Raw genomic sequence first — 16,002 nt, 5'->3', positions numbered from 1 at the left:
TCTGTCCAATCTTTTATACATGTTCTATCTATTTTGTACGCACGAACTTCGATATGAAAAATCCATCACACTCATCGACTCCCTGTAACAGAGTTACATATCCTTTATCGCCGCCGTGCCCCGGTACAATCTCATCTATACTCACAGTCTCAAAATCATGATTTTCCGCAAACCACTTAACATTGTTCTGATTCTCCCTGCTGTCTATAGTACATGTCGAATACACCAGTGTTCCACCCGTTTTCACATATCTGGATACAGTGTCAAGAATATCCCTTTGAAGCTGTGCCAGCTCGTCTATGCTGTCACCTGTCACATTGTACTTGATATCGTTCTTCCTGCCCATTATGCCAAGTCCCGAACACGGAAGGTCTGCTATTACCACATCAGCCTTTCCGACAAGGTTCTCATCAAGGTCTCTCGCATCCCATGCCTCGACAGTGACATTTGTCAGTCCAAGTCTGTCCACGTTCTCCTCTATGAGCTCCGTCTTGTTCTCGGTGAGATCCCTTGAGATAACCCTTCCTGTCTGTCCCGCAAGACTTGCGGCATACATGGTTTTGCCGCCCGGTGCTGCACACACATCCACCACCAGATCTCCATTCTGTATACCTGCTGCCCTTACAGCCAGACACGAACTCTGATCCTGTACAACAAATTCTCCATCCATGAATCCTGGGATCCTTCTGACATAATCATATCCCTTTATAAGAAGTGATGTGTCATTCAGGCTTCCTCGCACTGTCTCTATTCCAGCGGCCTCCAGCTTCCTCTCGACTTCATCAACGCTTATCCTGTCTGTATTCACCCTTATGGATGTCGGACGCATTTCGTAGCTGCTTCCGAGTATCCTGTCCACCGTTTCTCTGTCATAGTCCTGCAGCAGTATCTCCACAAGCTCCACAGGAACTGAATATTCAACCGAATAGTATTCCAAAGATGATGTGTTCTTATCAGGGTATTTTATACCATCCCTGTTTCTTGCGATATTTCTGAGCACTCCGTTGACAAAGCCTCTGAGGCTTCCAAATCCATGATCCACCGCCAGCTTCACCGACAAGTTGCAGGCAGCCGAATCCGGAACAGAGTCCATAAAGAACAGCTCGTAAGTTCCCATCCTGAGGACGCATCTTATGAGCGGCTTGCACTTGTTCACCTTTGTTTTGGAGAACTGGTTTATTATGTAGTCCAGCTTTATCCTCTGCTCTGTGACTCCCTCGACCATTCTCGTGATGTACGCCCTGTCCTGTTTGCTCATGAACTGGTTGGCGCGGAGTGCCGTTCCAAGTGCTATATTTGAAAATGTATGATTTTTCTCTATGTCCAGTAATGTGGTCAGAACCACCTCTCGAGTCTTTGTATCCATTCTACCTCTGTCCATTCTTCATCAGATATATTTGATCAGATGTGCTCTCCGGCTGTGAGTTTATTGCCCGCAAGGAACGCCGCCGCATCCATAGGCTTCTTGCCCTCAGGCTGCAATCTTGTTATCTGGAGTGCATCCTGTCCACACGCTATGGCAAATGTCTTCTTGGTCACCATGGTTATCTCACCCGGTGCAATGCCATCCTCACGGCTCACTACCTTTGCCCCATATATCTTGACATTCTTGCCTCCTATCCTTGTGTATGCACAAGGCCATGGCTGAAGGCCTCTCACAAGTCTCTCTATCTTCTCTGCCGGCTCACTGAAATCTATATCTCCCATACCCTTGTTCAACATGGAAGCGTAACAGCTCAGGCTGTCATCCTGAGGTGTCCGGACCGCAGTTCCATTCTCAAGCTTTTCAAGGGTTGACAGTATAAGCTGCGCACCGCTTGCCGCAAGCTTGTCCGTCAATGTCTCTCCAGTGTCATCGTCACCGATAGGCACAACCGAATGTTCTATCATATCTCCGGTATCAAGTCCCTTTGCCATGTACATGGTGGTGACTCCGGTCTCCTTCTCGCCGTCAATGATCGCCCACTCGATAGGCGCCGCACCGCGGTACTTCGGGAGCAGCGATGCATGGATATTGACACATCCGTACTTCGGAATATTGAGTATGCTCTCAGGAAGTATCTGGCCATATGCTGCCACAACTATCACATCAGGTGCATACTCTCTGATGATGTCCACGTTCTCCTGCTCACGGAGCTTCACCGGCTGATATACCGGAATATCATATTCCATTGCCTGTACCTTCACCGGTGTCGGTTGAAGCTTTTTGCTCCTTCCCTTTGCCTTGTCCGGCTGCGTAAAGCATGCCACAACGTCATGTCCCGCTTCCACTATGGATACAAGTGCATGCACGGCAAAATCAGGGGTTCCCATATATATAACTCTCATCTGCATGTCCTCCTTATTATAGGTTAAGTATCTCTTAATTCTGCTCTACCTCGTGAAGGCCATCCTCGACAAGATCCTTGTAGAGCTTTCCGTCAAGATGATCAAGCTCGTGGCAGATAGCTCTCGCCAGAAGTCCCTCTCCCTCGACTGTAAACTCCTCCATATTCTCGTCAAATGCCTTGCATATTACATGCATAGGTCTTGTGACTGTTCCAAATTTTCCAGGAAGGCTGAGGCATCCCTCCTCACCTGTCTGCTCTCCGTCTGATTCTGTTATCACAGGATTTATAAGACAGAGTGGATTGTCATCGCCGACATCAATAACAACTATCCTCTTGAGGATTCCAACCTGAGGTGCGGCAAGTCCAACTCCATTTGCCTCATACATGGTATCAAACATGTCATCTATGAGTGTAAGTGTTCTGTCATCCATCTTCTCAACCGGTCTGCACACCTTTCTGAGTATGTCATCTCCGTCATATCTTATATTTCTTATCGCCATGTCCACAAATCTCCTTTTCACTAATACATATTTACCGGATTCAGGTCAAAGAATACGCTCACATCGTTCTCTCCGTTCTCCTTAAGCCATTCCTCGACATAATCCTTGACATCCACCAGCATCCTGTAATCCCGGTGTTTTATATACAACACCCGCCTGTACACATCCTTTATCTTTGATATGGCCGGTTCCGAAGGACCGATCACAGACAGATGTCCTGCATTTATATATTTTCCCCTTATAAGAGAATACATCCTATCCATTATATTGGCAAGCTGTTCTTCGTCCATGCCCGTGCCCATTATGACCATCATATTCCACTCCGGCGGATACCTCATGAGTGATCTGTACGCCTCCTCGATATCGTAGAATGCCCTGTAATCCTGGGACGCTGCCGCAGTTATGGCGTAGTTGTCCGGCTTGTATGTCTGTATCACAACCTTTCCGGGCACATCACCCCTTCCGGCTCTTCCCGCAGCCTGGGTCAGCAGATCAAATGTCCTCTCACCGGCTCTGTAGTCTCCGCTGAACAGTGTGAGATCCGCCAGCAGCACACCCACAAGTGTCACTCTGGAAAAGTCATGTCCCTTGACTATCATCTGGGTTCCTATGAGTATGTCCGCATCGCCTCTTCCGAAGCTCTCAAGTATCTGCTCATGAGAATTCTTCTTCGAGGTCGTATCCCTGTCCATCCTTAAAGTCCTGGCCTCCGGGAACAACCTGTGTACCTCCTGCTCGACCTTCTCGGTTCCGACTCCATAGCCTCCTATGAGCTTTGAACCGCACACCGGACATTTGTCCGGCTCCGGCATTCTGAATCCGCAGTAGTGGCACACAAGCACGCCCTTCTGTGTATTATTTCCAGAGTGCAGTGCCATGGACACGTCACAGTGCGGGCATTTCACTGCCTCTCCGCAGCTCCTGCAGGATACAAAGCTGTTATATCCCCGCTTATTGATGAACAGCATGATCTGTTCCCGCTTGCTGAGCCTGTCCGCTATATCATTTGCAAGCTCGTCGCTTATTATGGATCTGTTGCCCCGGTGGAGTTCATCCCTGAGATCTACTATGCTTGTCTCTGCCATGGCTCTGCCCTCAACACGGCTGTCCATGGTCCACAGCCTGTACTCACCCGCCAGTGCACGCTTGTAGCTCTCCACGGAAGGAGTTGCGGAACCGAGTATGACACTCGCCCCCTCAAGCCTTGCACGTTCTATGGCAGTCTCCCTTGCGTGATATTTTGGCGGGCTGTCACTCTTATAGCTGCTCTCATGCTCCTCGTCTATTATTATCAGCCCCAGCTTCTCAAATGGGGTAAACAGCGCAGACCTCGGGCCTATCACCACATCCACATCGCCCTTCCTTGCGCGCTCAAACTGATCATACTTCTCCCCGCTGCTGAGCTTTGAGTTGACCATGGTCACACGGTCACCAAAGTATCTGGAGAAATATGTCAGTGTCTGATACGTGAGTGCTATCTCAGGTATCAGCACGATCGCCTGTCTGCCCGCGCGGACGACTTCACGGATACACCTCACATACACCTCAGTCTTGCCGCTTCCCGTCACGCCATGAAGAAGATAAGTCCTGTGTATACCCTGATCTGCATCACTTACGAAATCATCGACTATCCTCTGCTGGTCACTGTTAAGCTCTATATCAGGAGCCTCAAATGCCTGCTGCCTCACCGCGTCAGACACCACATCCCGGTATCTGCTGTCCTCAACGATACGAACGACACCTTCGTCCTCCATGGCCTTAACCGCCTGATGTGACACATTCAAAGTCCCGGTGGCCTCCGTCATTGGGAGCTCATGTCTCACCATAAGCTCGCGGAGGAGCCTGAGCTTTGCCCTGGCATTCTTCTTCATATATCTGTATTCCCATGTGTCCACATCCTCGCATGAAAGGACAACATATCTGACCACCACGGACTTAACCGTTTTTTTCACCGGCATCACCGTCTGGATGGCATTTATCATGGTGGAGCCGTAGTTCTCCTTTATCCACGCCGCAAGGGCAAGGAGCCTTCCCGGAGCTGCCACGCCGTCCTCGCACAGAGAATCTATAGACTTTATCCTGCTCTCATCATATTCCGTGGAATCCGATATCCCTATGACATAGCCTTTTCTCAGATTATTTCCCTTGCCAAATGGAATGTTGACCTGACTTCCTATCTGTATCCTGCCGGCAATATCGTCAGGAATAGCATATTGAAATGTTCTGTCTATCGCCTCATGGGATATATCAATTATCACATCTGCGTACAATCCCCGCATTTTTCTCCTCCAATATCTGCCGTATCATTTCTCTCTCGTCCATTTGTGTCCTGCGTCCCTCTATATCCTGATATGTCTCATGGCCTTTGCCGGCCAGAAGGACTATATCATCCCTGTCCGAAATCTCCAGAGCGTATCTTATAGCATCCAGACGGCTGCATATCTTTACATATTCTCCTCCGCCCTCGAGAACCCCGGTCTCAATATCCGTCATTATCGCCTCCGGGGATTCAAACCTCGGGTTATCACTTGTTATGACCGTCATATCCGCCAGCCTGCCCGACACAAATCCCATGCCTTTTCTGCGCCCGGCTGATCTGTTGCCGCCGCATCCGAACAGACATATAAGCCTCTTCGGCCTGTACTGTCTGAGGGTTGTCAGTACATTTTCCAAGCTCACGGCATTGTGGGCATAATCGATGAATATCCTTGCGTATCCCGGAATCTCCACCGGCTCGAGTCTGCCCCTCACCTTCATATCCGACTGCGAATCCTGCATTACCTCCATCGGTATCCCGATGATCCCGCAAGTGGTTACCGCAGCAAGAGAATTGTACACATTGAACTCTCCCGGTATGCCAACAGTCATGTAAGTGCTCTCCCCGTCCGTTCTCTCACACTCATAGCCTATCCCCATAACTCTATGGAGAATGAGCCTGTGTATTGCTCCCGCCATACACACATTGCCATCCCCGGCTGCAGTGTGATTCCTCACACCATAATATACCACTTCAGCCCCTGCATTCACAGCCTCGGCAGCAATACACCCAGAATACATGTCATCTGCATTTATCACCGCAGTCTTACACTTTGAGAACAGGCTTCTCTTCCATCTCCCATACTCGGCAAATGTGCGGTGTTCATTCCGCCCAATGTGATCCGGAGCAAGATTTGTATATACGCATATATCAAATTCTACCCCTGACACACGGCCGTGCATAAGCCCCTGTGACGATACCTCCATGACGCAGTATTCCGCACCATTTGCCACCATGTCTGCAAGCTTGCGATGGAGATATATCGTTCCCGGAGTAGTGTTCACAGATGGTATCTTCCGGATACAGTCATCGATCTCTATGGTTCCCACAAGACCGGTTCTACGCCCCCATCTGTCCAGCATAGACTTTATCATACATGCGACCGTGGTCTTTCCCTTTGTCCCGGTCACACCTATAACTTTCATACTTCGTGACGGAAAATTCCAGAAATTATTACATATCATTCCTATACCGTGGCGATAGTCATACAGTCTCACGATCAGTACACCATCGGTATCCCCCCAGCGTCCGGCTGACCGCTCCGCAGGTATGCCGATATCATCTGTCATGACTATACACGCTGCGCCCCTTGCCACGGCATCATCTATATAGCGATGTCCATCTGTTCTCGCACCTCTCCGGCACACAAAAAGAGTTCCCTGTGTGACATCTCTGGAATCATCTGCCAGATCCGTAATCTGACAGTCAATGTCCCCTGCCAGGATCTCATAGACCGTGCCTTTTAGAACATCTGACGCCCTCATGATACACCTCCCGTCGACATATTCCTGTTTATTTAGAATATGCCACATCCGGCACAGTTGTGTATCAGAAAAATAGGAGGCTGTGCTAAAAGCTCCAACCTCCATTCTTCTCACTTACCGCTATATATTCCGGTCTGTTAATCCTCGTCTGCTCCGACGATCTTTACCTTTCCATGGTAAACTTCATCTACAGCGATGGATAATGGCTTCTTCTTTGGGTCTGCTGCCACCATAGGCTCCTGACCATCAATGATCTCTCTTGCTCTCTTTGCTGTTGCAAGAACGATTGAATATCTGCTGTTTACTACAGGCTGCTCACCTGGCTCAACCTCTGCATTTACTACTGACATTAAGTCTGTGTATGATGGATGTAACATGATATTATATCCCCTTTCTTATATGATTATTGAAATATTCTTCTAAACTGCTGTCCACTGTTATCCAGTCTAATTTATCAGAGTTTCTTTATCTCTGCAAGCTCTTCTTTTATTCCGGCTATATATCCAAGCTGATTATCTCTTCTGCAGCCATAGCTTCTGATGACTGAATCCACGGTGTGTATACACTCGTCCAGATCATCGTTGACTATAATGTAGTCGTACTTGTCCATATCCTCAGCTTCCTCTGTGGCCTTTCGGAGTCTCTTGATTATGGTCTCCTCCGACTCTGTTCCTCTTCCTGCCAGTCTGCTCTTAAGCTCGCTTATGCTTGGAGCTGATATAAATATGAGAAGCGCATCTGGGAACTGCTTCTTGACATTAAGTGCGCCCATGACCTCTATCTCGAGTATGACGTCCTTGCCATCAGCAAGCTTCTCCTCAACATACTTCTTTGGAGTTCCATAATAATTCTCTACATACTGTGTCCACTCGATAAATCCACCGTAGTCAATGAGATTCTCAAAATCCTTGCGATCCATGAAATAATACTCTCTTCCATCGACCTCACCCTCTCTCGGTGATCTTGTCGTCGCGGACACTGAAAGGTTATATCCAAAATCCGACACAAGTCTCTTGACAACTGTGCCCTTTCCAACTCCTGAAAAACCGGATATGACTATGAGCGATCCACGCTTTGTACTCTTATCTGCCATCATCATTACCTCTAAAAATTATGTATTCTATTCCAGATTCTGTATCTGCTCTCTGACCTTCTCTATGTCAGTCTTGAGCTGTATCGCCTTGTCTGACACATCAAGTGAATTGGCCTTTGAAAGTATCGTGTTCGCCTCTCTGTTCATCTCCTGTGCGATGAAGTCCAGCTTCCTGCCGACGCTTCCGCCATCCTCCAGAATCTTCTTCGTGCTGCTGATATGGCTCTTAAGCCTTACAGTCTCCTCGTCCACACATATCTTGTCCGCATATATAACGACCTCTGTGGCGATCCTGTTCTCATCTATAACAGGATTGTCAAGGACCTCTGTGATCTTGTCCGTGAGCTTGCGTCTGTACTCCTCCACAAGTTCAGGTGATATCTCCTCTATATAATCAACTGCAGCTCTCATTCCGTCAAGCTTGTCGATCATGTCCTTCTTAAGGTTCTCTCCCTCTGTTATCCTCGACTGCACGAACATCTTCGCAGCCTCGTCAAGGGATGTCTCTATTATCTTCCACAGCTCATCCTGGTCGACCGCCTGCTCCTCAACCGTGAACACGTCAGGGAAGCCTCCAAGCTGTGCAGGTGTTATGCTGTTCTCAATTCCAAAATCCTTGGACATCTCCTCGAAATATCCCATATACTTCTCGGCAACGTCCTTGTTATACTTCAGCTTGACATTGTCATCCGAGAAATCCTCGTATGTGATGAACACGTCAACCTTTCCTCTCTCAATATATTTTTTGAGATATGTTCTTATGTTTGTCTCAAAGAAACTTATCTTCTTTGGGAGCTTTATATTGATGTCGCAGAATCTGTGATTGACTGACTTCATCTCTACAACTATCTTGTATGCATCAGTCACCCTCTCGCTGCGGCCAAATCCTGTCATGCTTTTTACCATATCTGTCTCCTAATATTCCCAGGTTATATGTTGTTTTCAATTACCTGATAACAGATAATATATTATACTTCACACCTGTTTAAAAATCAAATTATTTATTGTACTTCCTCTATTCCCGCAATCCTCGGCTCTGCGATCATCGAGTAATTCGTATGATATATTACAAATCCAGGCTTTGCCCCTGCAGGCTTTTTGATATTTCTGCGCTCGGTATAGTCTATCTCCACCTTCGGTGCCGTCCTTCCAGACGAATAATACGCTGCAAGTCTTGCCGCCTCCTCATATGTAGAATCAGGAAGTTCTCCCGCACCCTCAAGTCTCACGATGACATGGGAACCCGGCATCTTCTTAGCATGGAACCACATATCCCCACCATTTGCGAATTTAAATGTGAGCTCATCGTTCTGGATATTATTCTTGCCCACATACATATGGAATCCATCGCTGGATATGTAGTGCAGCGGTTTTGACTTTGCCTTTTTCCTGTCGCCCTTGCGTCCGTAATGTCCCTTTACATATCCGCAGGCTACGAGCTCCTCCTTGACCTGTGCCAGTGAATTCTCATCTATCGCCATATCAAGGAACGTCTGTACCGACTGAAGATGCTCCAGCTCACTCTTCGTCTCGACAGTGAGCTGTGTAAGTGCCTCATAAGTCCTCTTGAGCTTGTTGTATCTCGCAAAATATCTCTTGGAGTTATCCATAACAGATATGGTCTTGTCAAGCGGGATCTTTATCATCTCGTTAGTATAGTAGTTGAGAGCCTCAAAACTGTCCGCTCCCTGTTCTATATTGTAACCATATGTGTTGATCAGTTCTCCGTACACACGGTACTTTTCCCTGGATTCAGTGTCCTTTAACTGAGCGAGCTGCAGGTCGTACTTCTTGCTCGTTCTCTCAATGGCATTCGAGACGATCTTTCTGAGATCCGATGACTTCTGTCTTATCCTTGTGACCGCACTCTTTCTGTAGAAATACTCATCAAGCACCTTTGAAATGTCATCCCTTGATTCTATGGTCTTGTCGCTGTACATCGACAGATGCACCGACGAGAACTCCACTGGAGTGTAACCGTCCAGTATGATTTCAGGAGTATAGTTCCCGTTCCTTATATCAGATACTATCCCGGCAAATTCATCATAAAGCCTTGCGACATCCGCCTCGCTCATGCTGTCCACAGGCATGTTGCCGTCAAGTCCTGCCCTGTAGGTTATCTCACTCGCCACAACCGGTGGAAATCCGGTTATGTTCTGGTATATCGCCTTTATGATATTCGTAGGGCTCGAGCTCACACGCTCTATGAAGTCCCCGCGCTCTATCTCAAGCGGGGATACCTTTCCTCCCGCCGGAGGATACTCATAAGTCCTGCCCGGAAGAACCTCCCTCACTGAGCTCACCATATGGGATATATGCTTTATGCTGTCGATGATGACATTCTCATCCGTGGCAAATATGATATTGCTGTGCTTACCCATGATCTCTATGATGAGTTTCTTTCTCTTTAGATCTCCAAGCTCGTCCAGATGCTCGATGACCATGACAACTATTCTCTCAAAGCCCGGCTGATACACATCAACTATCCTTCCGTTGTTGATATGCTTCCTGAGGAGCATACAGAAATTCGGCGCTGTCATAGGATTCTCCTTGGCGGACTGCTGAAAGTATATAAGCGGGAGGCTTGCATCCGCAGACATGAGCAGCCTGTAATTCTCCCTGTTATTCTTTATTACTATGTTGAGCTCGTCCTTCTCCGGCTGATATATCTTATATATCCTTCCGTCGATGAGTTTCTCCTTCATGTCTCTTACCACATTGGATATCACTATTCCGTCAAACGCCATATCTGTCTCTCCTATATCCCTGAAAAAAGGCAGAAAATGCAAATTCATTCTCTGCCTCTTCCATATCTACTACCACATTACTGCTATCCTGATCCTACAGTGAATTGTAGAGATCCTTATATATATTCGCTGAGTTATACCATGAGTAATCCTGTCTCATGCCACGCTCCTGGATTCCATACCATGCCTCTTTGTTGTTATAGTACACTTCCTTTGCATAGTTTATGGCATTGAGGAGCTCATATGCATCATAATTAGCAAATGAGAATCCTGTTCCTGTACCCTCGAACTGATTATAAGCCTCAACAGTATCTGCAAGACCACCTGTCTCTCTTACTACTGGAACTGTGCCATATCTGAGTGCCATGAGCTGTGTGAGTCCACATGGCTCAAATCTTGAAGGCACGAGCATCACATCGCAGCCTGCATACATCTTATGAGATCTCTCATCTGAATAATAGATGTTCGCTGATACCTTTGCAGGATGTATTCCCTGATAATACTTGAACATGTTCTCGTACTTGCCGTCACCGGTTCCGAGGACGATGAACTGTACTCCGTCACAGCATATATCGTTCATGATCCTGTCAACCAGATCAAGACCCTTCTGGTCTGTGAGTCTGGATATGATTCCTATTACAAACTGATTCTCATCCTGAGGAAGTCCACATTCCTTCTGCAGTTCGATCTTGTTGATCTTCTTGAGCTGTCTGAAGTTATCCACGCTGTAGTTCTTATATACCTGTGGATCTGTTGCAGGATTCCATACCTCGTAATCTATACCGTTGACAATGCCCCAGAGTGACTGCCATCTGGCACTTAAGAGCCCGTCAAGTCCCTCTCCATAATATGGAGTCTGTATCTCCTTGGCATATGTGTTACTTACCGTTGTTATCTTATCTGCATATACAAGTCCGCCCTTGAGCATGGCAGCATCCTTCTGGATCTCCAGCTTGTCCGGTGTAAATACATAATCAGGGAGCCCTGAATACTCCTGAATGGTCTTTATATCCCACTTGCCCTGGAACTGGAGATTATGAATAGTCATAACAGACTTCATGCTTGTATAGAACATATCTCCTGCAAACAGAGTCTTGAGATATACAGGCACAAGTCCTGCCTGCCAGTCATGACAGTGAAGTATATCCGGCTGGAAACCGATCGATGGAAGGATCGAAAGCGCTGCCTTTGAGAAATAACAGAACTTCTCGATATCCCACTTTACATCACCATAAGGTGTAAATCCGTTAAAGTAATACTCGTTATCTATGAAATATACCTTGACACCCTCATACTCCAGATACATAACGCCAACATAATCATTCTTGTAACCGATGTCCATATAAAAATGCGTTATATACTGCATCTTCTCCCTGTACTTGTTCGGAATACAGAGATAATTCGGCATGATGACTCTCACATCATACTCGTTCTTATCAAATATCTTTGGCAGTGTTCCAACTACATCCGCAAGACCACCCGTCTTTATAAATGGCACACACTCTGATGCTATATATGCAACCTTCTTCATCAAATAAACCCTCCATGACATTTAGACATTAAATCCTTGTATATTATATCACACGAGTATCCATAATTCAATAAATCAGTGTATCTATATTGTTGCATTTGCCACATTCCGCTGATATACTTTTAGCATGCAGCCGCACGCAGATACGGCTGGATCACAATCCAGAAAACAGGAGATTTTCAATGTTAGACATCACCATCACCGAGACCAGGGACTTCGTGAAGAAGCTTCTGATGGACAATACATTTGACCGCTTTCTCGCCATGGAGGCATTTGTAAAAAGCGGGATAACATACAGCTTTGACGGAAGGGTAAACAAGGATTTCTATGACAAGGAGGAGCTGGAGCTCATGGCTTCCACATCCTACGCCTCATGGGAGTCCATAAAACCACATGTATATAATGTTATAAGAGGAAAGAAGCTGCCACTGAGCTTCAAGATAGTGCTCGTGCTCTCCCAACCGGACATCATGGATATGCTTGAGAAGAACCATCTCACCATACCGGTATCCGATGTGGCAAATCTCACCTTGAACGTCTACTATGACGGCATGAGCATACAACTCACATCCATGGCGACCCAGAACATATTCACCATGGATAAGACCCTTGAGCATGTGTGGGATGCGGAGATCAGGGATTTCCTGAAGACTGCCGGAATATATTTCACCGAAAGCTGATTTTTTGAAGAAATTTAATATGATTTTTGAAGATCCGGCACCTCATCTGATGCCGGATTTTTTTACGCGCCGCCCCTGTTAGCACTCATTTTGTCCGAGTGCTAATTTTTTCTTGACTTTAGTTCCCAGCTGATTTATCATACCTTTTAGCCTGATGTGTCAGTGTACATTTCTATTAAGATTGAACACAGATCGGGGATGACACATCTTTCATTGAAAACCATTATATTTAAAGGAGATGTATACAATTATGAAGAACGGAAATTTATCGATCAACAGTGAAAACATTTTCCCTGTCATCAAGAAGTGGCTGTATTCAGACCACGATATATTTGTCAGGGAGCTTATATCAAACGGCTGTGATGCCGTGACAAAGCTTAAGAAGCTGTCTCTCATGGGCGAATTTGACGAGCCGGATGAGCCATATCGTATAGATGTGACCACAAGTGCCAACGACAAGACCATCACATTTACCGATAACGGTATCGGTATGACTGAGGAGGAGGTTGAGAAATATATCAACCAGATCGCTTTCTCAGGAGCCGAGGCATTCCTTGAGCAGTACAAGGACAAGGCAACAGAGGAACAGATCATCGGCCACTTCGGACTGGGCTTCTACTCCGCATTCATGGTTGCCGACAAGGTCACCATCGAGACAAAGTCATACAAGGACGGCGAGGACGCTGTATACTGGGAGTGCGAGGACGGCCTTGAGTACTCCATGAAGAAGTGCATTAAGGCTGACCGAGGTACTACCATCACCCTTTATCTGAACGAGGACAGCTATGAATTTGCAAATGAATACAGGATCAAGGAGGTCATCGACAAGTATTGTTCGTTCATGCCTGTTGAGATCTACTACACCAACGCAGACGAGCCACAGGAAGATCCTAAGGATGCTACTGTAGACGTGGATGCAAAGAAAGTCAGCGACACAGCAGATAATGCTGAGGGCAGCACTGACAGCAAAGGCCCAGACGCAGACGATATAAAGACCGAGGAGAAGAAGCCTGAAGCTCCTAAGCCACTCAACACCACTACCCCACTGTGGGCAAAGCATCCAAACGACTGCACCGACGAGGAATACAAGGAGTTCTACAGAAAGGTATTCCACGACTACAAGGAGCCTCTGTTCTGGATACACCTGAACATGGACTACCCATTCAACCTGAAAGGTATCCTGTACTTTCCTAAGATCAATACACAGTATGACAACCTTGAGGGAACGATCAAGCTGTACAACAACCAGGTATTCGTCGCCGACAATATCAAGGAAGTAATTCCTGAGTTCCTCATGCTCTTAAAGGGATGTATCGACTGTCCTGATCTCCCACTGAACGTATCACGTAGTGCGCTTCAGAATGACGGATTTGTCAAAAAGATCTCAGACTACATCACCAAGAAGGTTGCAGACAAGCTGTCCGGCATGTACAAGACACACAGAGAGGACTACGAGAAGTACTGGGATGACATCAACCCATTTATCAAGTTTGGTTGTCTGAAGGATCTCAAGTTCCTCGACAAGATGAAGGACTTCTGCATCTACAAGAACCTCGAGGGCAAATATATAACTCTCCCTGAGTATCTTGAGGCAGGAAAAGAAAAGTACGAGAACAAGGTATTCTATGTAACCGACGAGCAGGCTCAGTCACAGTACATCAACATGTTCAAGGCTGAGGGCATGGACGCTCTGATCATGACACAGACCATAGACAGCCCATTCATCACTCTGCTTGAGCAGAAGAACGAGAATGTTCACTTCTACAGAATAGACGCTGAGCTCTCTGACAACTTTGTCGGCGAGGAGCTCTCAGAGGAGACTGCAAAGGAATACAAGGATAAGCTCACAGCTACATTTGAGAAGGCTCTCGACATGAAGAACCTGAATGTAAAGGTTGAATCCCTGAAGGACGAGAACACATCTTCTATCCTCACCCAGCCTGAGGGGACAAGACGTATGCAGGAAATGATGAAGATGTACGGCATGGCCGGTATGGATCCATCAATGTTCGGTCAGGGCGAGGGCGAGACACTCATCCTGAACAGCAACAACAAGCTTGTTAAATACGTTCTGGACAACCCTGACAGCGACAACACAGCTACGATCTGCTGCCAGTTATATGATCTGGCCGTACTTGCCAACCGTCCACTGTCAGCAGAGGCAATGACCAAGTTCATCGCAAGAAGCAACGAGATCCTTGGAATACTTACAAAGTAATATAATCTGTCTGCCGGTTTACGGCAGCAGATCCTAATGGATAACTAACACAACAAAAAGCAGCAGCCCGATATGTCTTTGATAGCATATCAGGCTGCTGCTCTTTTATTCTATTTCACTCCCTAGTGGGCAAGTATCTCCACTCCATGTTCTGTCATAACCAGTGTGTACTCCCACTGTGCCGATGGTGAGCCATCCTCCGTGTAGATAGTCCAGCCGTCATCTGCATCCTGATATACATCAGGGCCGCCCATGTTGATCATAGGCTCAATGGTGAACACCATTCCCGGAGCAAGCACATAATCCTTGCCAGGCTGTCCTATATGACTTACATAAGGCTCCTCATGAATTGCAAGACCTACTCCATGACCGCCTATCTCACGGACAACCGAATAGCCCTGCTCCTGTGCAAATTTGTTGATGGCATATCCTATATCTCCTATGGTCACATATGGCTTGCTGCACACCTCAACACCTATATCAAGAGCCTTCTTTGTATCCTCTACAAGCTTCTTCCATGCGGGATCAACATTTCCCAGCATGAACATTCTTGATGAGTCTCCGAAATATCCCTTGTACTCTGTTGTACAGTCGATATTAACTATATCTCCATCCTGGAGAATAATGTCATCACTTGGAATGCCGTGGCATACCACATCATTTACCGATATACACACACTCTTAGGATATCCCTCATATCCAAGACATGCAGGAATAGCATCTATGGACTTTGTATAGTTATAGATAAGGTCATCCAGCTCTCTGGTAGACACTCCTATCTTGACAAATGGAGTTATGTAGTCGAGCACAGATGTGTTGACCTTTGAAGCCTCCCTGATTCCCTCGATCTGCTCTGCGTTCTTGATCATCGCATGTGTAGGGATCTTGAATCCTCTGTTCTTCATATCCTCAAGCTTATCGTCAAGAGCCAGGTGACAGGTCTTGTATTTCTTACCACTTCCGCACCAGCACATATCATTTCTACCAAGTTTCATAATTAACCTCTTTCTTTATTGCATATATTTTCATTACATACCTATGGTATTAGCCACAAATACTATAATACGTTTTTGAGAATAATTCCACATTTTAATATGATAAA

At 46.5% G+C, this 16,002-nt stretch carries 13 protein-coding genes; 2 read left to right on the top strand and 11 right to left on the bottom strand.

Annotated elements, in window-relative coordinates; genetic code table 11:
• Nucleotides 1-28: 28 nt before the first annotated feature.
• The 10 genes from rsmB to glgA form a co-directional block, all read right to left on the bottom strand.
• A complete protein-coding gene (gene rsmB / locus DXB91_RS08230) occupies nucleotides 29-1,366 on the bottom strand; it encodes a 16S rRNA (cytosine(967)-C(5))-methyltransferase RsmB (protein ID WP_118017625.1) in 1,338 nt (445 codons plus the stop codon).
• A gap of 35 nt (nucleotides 1,367-1,401) precedes the next feature.
• A complete protein-coding gene (fmt, locus tag DXB91_RS08225; RefSeq protein WP_118017472.1) occupies nucleotides 1,402-2,328 on the bottom strand; it encodes a methionyl-tRNA formyltransferase in 927 nt (308 codons plus the stop codon).
• A 34-nt stretch (nucleotides 2,329-2,362) separates the two neighbouring features.
• Entirely contained in the window at nucleotides 2,363-2,830 is a 468-nt protein-coding gene (gene def / locus DXB91_RS08220) for a peptide deformylase (protein ID WP_015534815.1), read from the bottom strand.
• A 20-nt stretch (nucleotides 2,831-2,850) separates the two neighbouring features.
• Entirely contained in the window at nucleotides 2,851-5,109 is a 2,259-nt protein-coding gene (gene priA, locus DXB91_RS08215; RefSeq protein WP_118017470.1) for a replication restart helicase PriA, read from the bottom strand.
• A complete protein-coding gene (locus DXB91_RS08210; RefSeq protein ID WP_022216786.1) occupies nucleotides 5,078-6,631 on the bottom strand; it encodes a UDP-N-acetylmuramoyl-L-alanyl-D-glutamate--2,6-diaminopimelate ligase in 1,554 nt (517 codons plus the stop codon). Before DXB91_RS08210 ends, priA begins: the two co-directional genes overlap by 32 nt.
• A gap of 137 nt (nucleotides 6,632-6,768) precedes the next feature.
• Nucleotides 6,769-7,008, bottom strand: a complete 240-nt coding sequence (gene rpoZ / locus DXB91_RS08205; RefSeq protein ID WP_015534811.1) for a DNA-directed RNA polymerase subunit omega — start codon at nucleotides 7,006-7,008, stop codon at nucleotides 6,769-6,771.
• 77 nt (nucleotides 7,009-7,085) lie between these two features.
• Entirely contained in the window at nucleotides 7,086-7,724 is a 639-nt protein-coding gene (gmk, locus tag DXB91_RS08200; protein WP_117549074.1) for a guanylate kinase, read from the bottom strand.
• A gap of 27 nt (nucleotides 7,725-7,751) precedes the next feature.
• Complete coding sequence (locus DXB91_RS08195) at nucleotides 7,752-8,630, bottom strand: YicC/YloC family endoribonuclease (protein ID WP_022216788.1); 879 nt, start codon at nucleotides 8,628-8,630, stop codon at nucleotides 7,752-7,754.
• A gap of 95 nt (nucleotides 8,631-8,725) precedes the next feature.
• Nucleotides 8,726-10,471 (bottom strand): Rqc2 family fibronectin-binding protein, encoded by a 1,746-nt coding sequence (locus DXB91_RS08190; protein ID WP_118017623.1) that lies wholly within the window; start codon nucleotides 10,469-10,471, stop codon nucleotides 8,726-8,728.
• Between the two features lie 94 nt (nucleotides 10,472-10,565).
• Complete coding sequence (glgA, locus tag DXB91_RS08185; RefSeq protein WP_055224132.1) at nucleotides 10,566-12,002, bottom strand: glycogen synthase GlgA; 1,437 nt, start codon at nucleotides 12,000-12,002, stop codon at nucleotides 10,566-10,568.
• Nucleotides 12,003-12,184: 182 nt separating this feature from the next.
• Between glgA and DXB91_RS08180 the strand changes: the two genes are divergently transcribed.
• Both DXB91_RS08180 and htpG read left to right on the top strand, forming a co-directional pair.
• Nucleotides 12,185-12,682, top strand: a complete 498-nt coding sequence (locus DXB91_RS08180) for a DUF5721 family protein (RefSeq protein WP_055144706.1) — start codon at nucleotides 12,185-12,187, stop codon at nucleotides 12,680-12,682.
• Between the two features lie 250 nt (nucleotides 12,683-12,932).
• The gene (gene htpG, locus DXB91_RS08175; protein WP_118017468.1) at nucleotides 12,933-14,900 is read left to right on the top strand and encodes a molecular chaperone HtpG; all 1,968 of its coding nucleotides are present in this window, start codon (nucleotides 12,933-12,935) and stop codon (nucleotides 14,898-14,900) included.
• Nucleotides 14,901-15,022: 122 nt separating this feature from the next.
• On the opposite strand, the gene DXB91_RS08170 is transcribed toward htpG, so the two are convergent.
• Entirely contained in the window at nucleotides 15,023-15,895 is an 873-nt protein-coding gene (locus tag DXB91_RS08170) for a methionyl aminopeptidase (protein ID WP_015534804.1), read from the bottom strand.
• Between the last annotated feature and the right edge of the window lie 107 nt (nucleotides 15,896-16,002).

The sequence above is a fragment of the Coprococcus sp. OM06-34AC genome (assembly GCF_003462545.1).
Taxonomy (GTDB): Bacteria; Bacillota; Clostridia; order Lachnospirales; family Lachnospiraceae; genus Coprococcus; species Coprococcus aceti.
This window is presented reverse-complemented; position numbering and strand designations above follow the sequence as displayed.

Coding starts and splice junctions, on each gene's coding strand:
- rsmB (WP_118017625.1), bottom strand. CDS start 1,366: ATGGATACAAAGACTCGAGAGGTGGTTCTGACCACATTACTGGACATA.
- fmt (WP_118017472.1), bottom strand. CDS start 2,328: ATGAGAGTTATATATATGGGAACCCCTGATTTTGCCGTGCATGCACTT.
- def (WP_015534815.1), bottom strand. CDS start 2,830: ATGGCGATAAGAAATATAAGATATGACGGAGATGACATACTCAGAAAG.
- priA (WP_118017470.1), bottom strand. CDS start 5,109: ATGCGGGGATTGTACGCAGATGTGATAATTGATATATCCCATGAGGCG.
- DXB91_RS08210 (WP_022216786.1), bottom strand. CDS start 6,631: ATGAGGGCGTCAGATGTTCTAAAAGGCACGGTCTATGAGATCCTGGCA.
- rpoZ (WP_015534811.1), bottom strand. CDS start 7,008: ATGTTACATCCATCATACACAGACTTAATGTCAGTAGTAAATGCAGAG.
- gmk (WP_117549074.1), bottom strand. CDS start 7,724: ATGGCAGATAAGAGTACAAAGCGTGGATCGCTCATAGTCATATCCGGT.
- DXB91_RS08195 (WP_022216788.1), bottom strand. CDS start 8,630: ATGGTAAAAAGCATGACAGGATTTGGCCGCAGCGAGAGGGTGACTGAT.
- DXB91_RS08190 (WP_118017623.1), bottom strand. CDS start 10,471: ATGGCGTTTGACGGAATAGTGATATCCAATGTGGTAAGAGACATGAAG.
- glgA (WP_055224132.1), bottom strand. CDS start 12,002: ATGAAGAAGGTTGCATATATAGCATCAGAGTGTGTGCCATTTATAAAG.
- DXB91_RS08180 (WP_055144706.1), top strand. CDS start 12,185: ATGTTAGACATCACCATCACCGAGACCAGGGACTTCGTGAAGAAGCTT.
- htpG (WP_118017468.1), top strand. CDS start 12,933: ATGAAGAACGGAAATTTATCGATCAACAGTGAAAACATTTTCCCTGTC.
- DXB91_RS08170 (WP_015534804.1), bottom strand. CDS start 15,895: ATGAAACTTGGTAGAAATGATATGTGCTGGTGCGGAAGTGGTAAGAAA.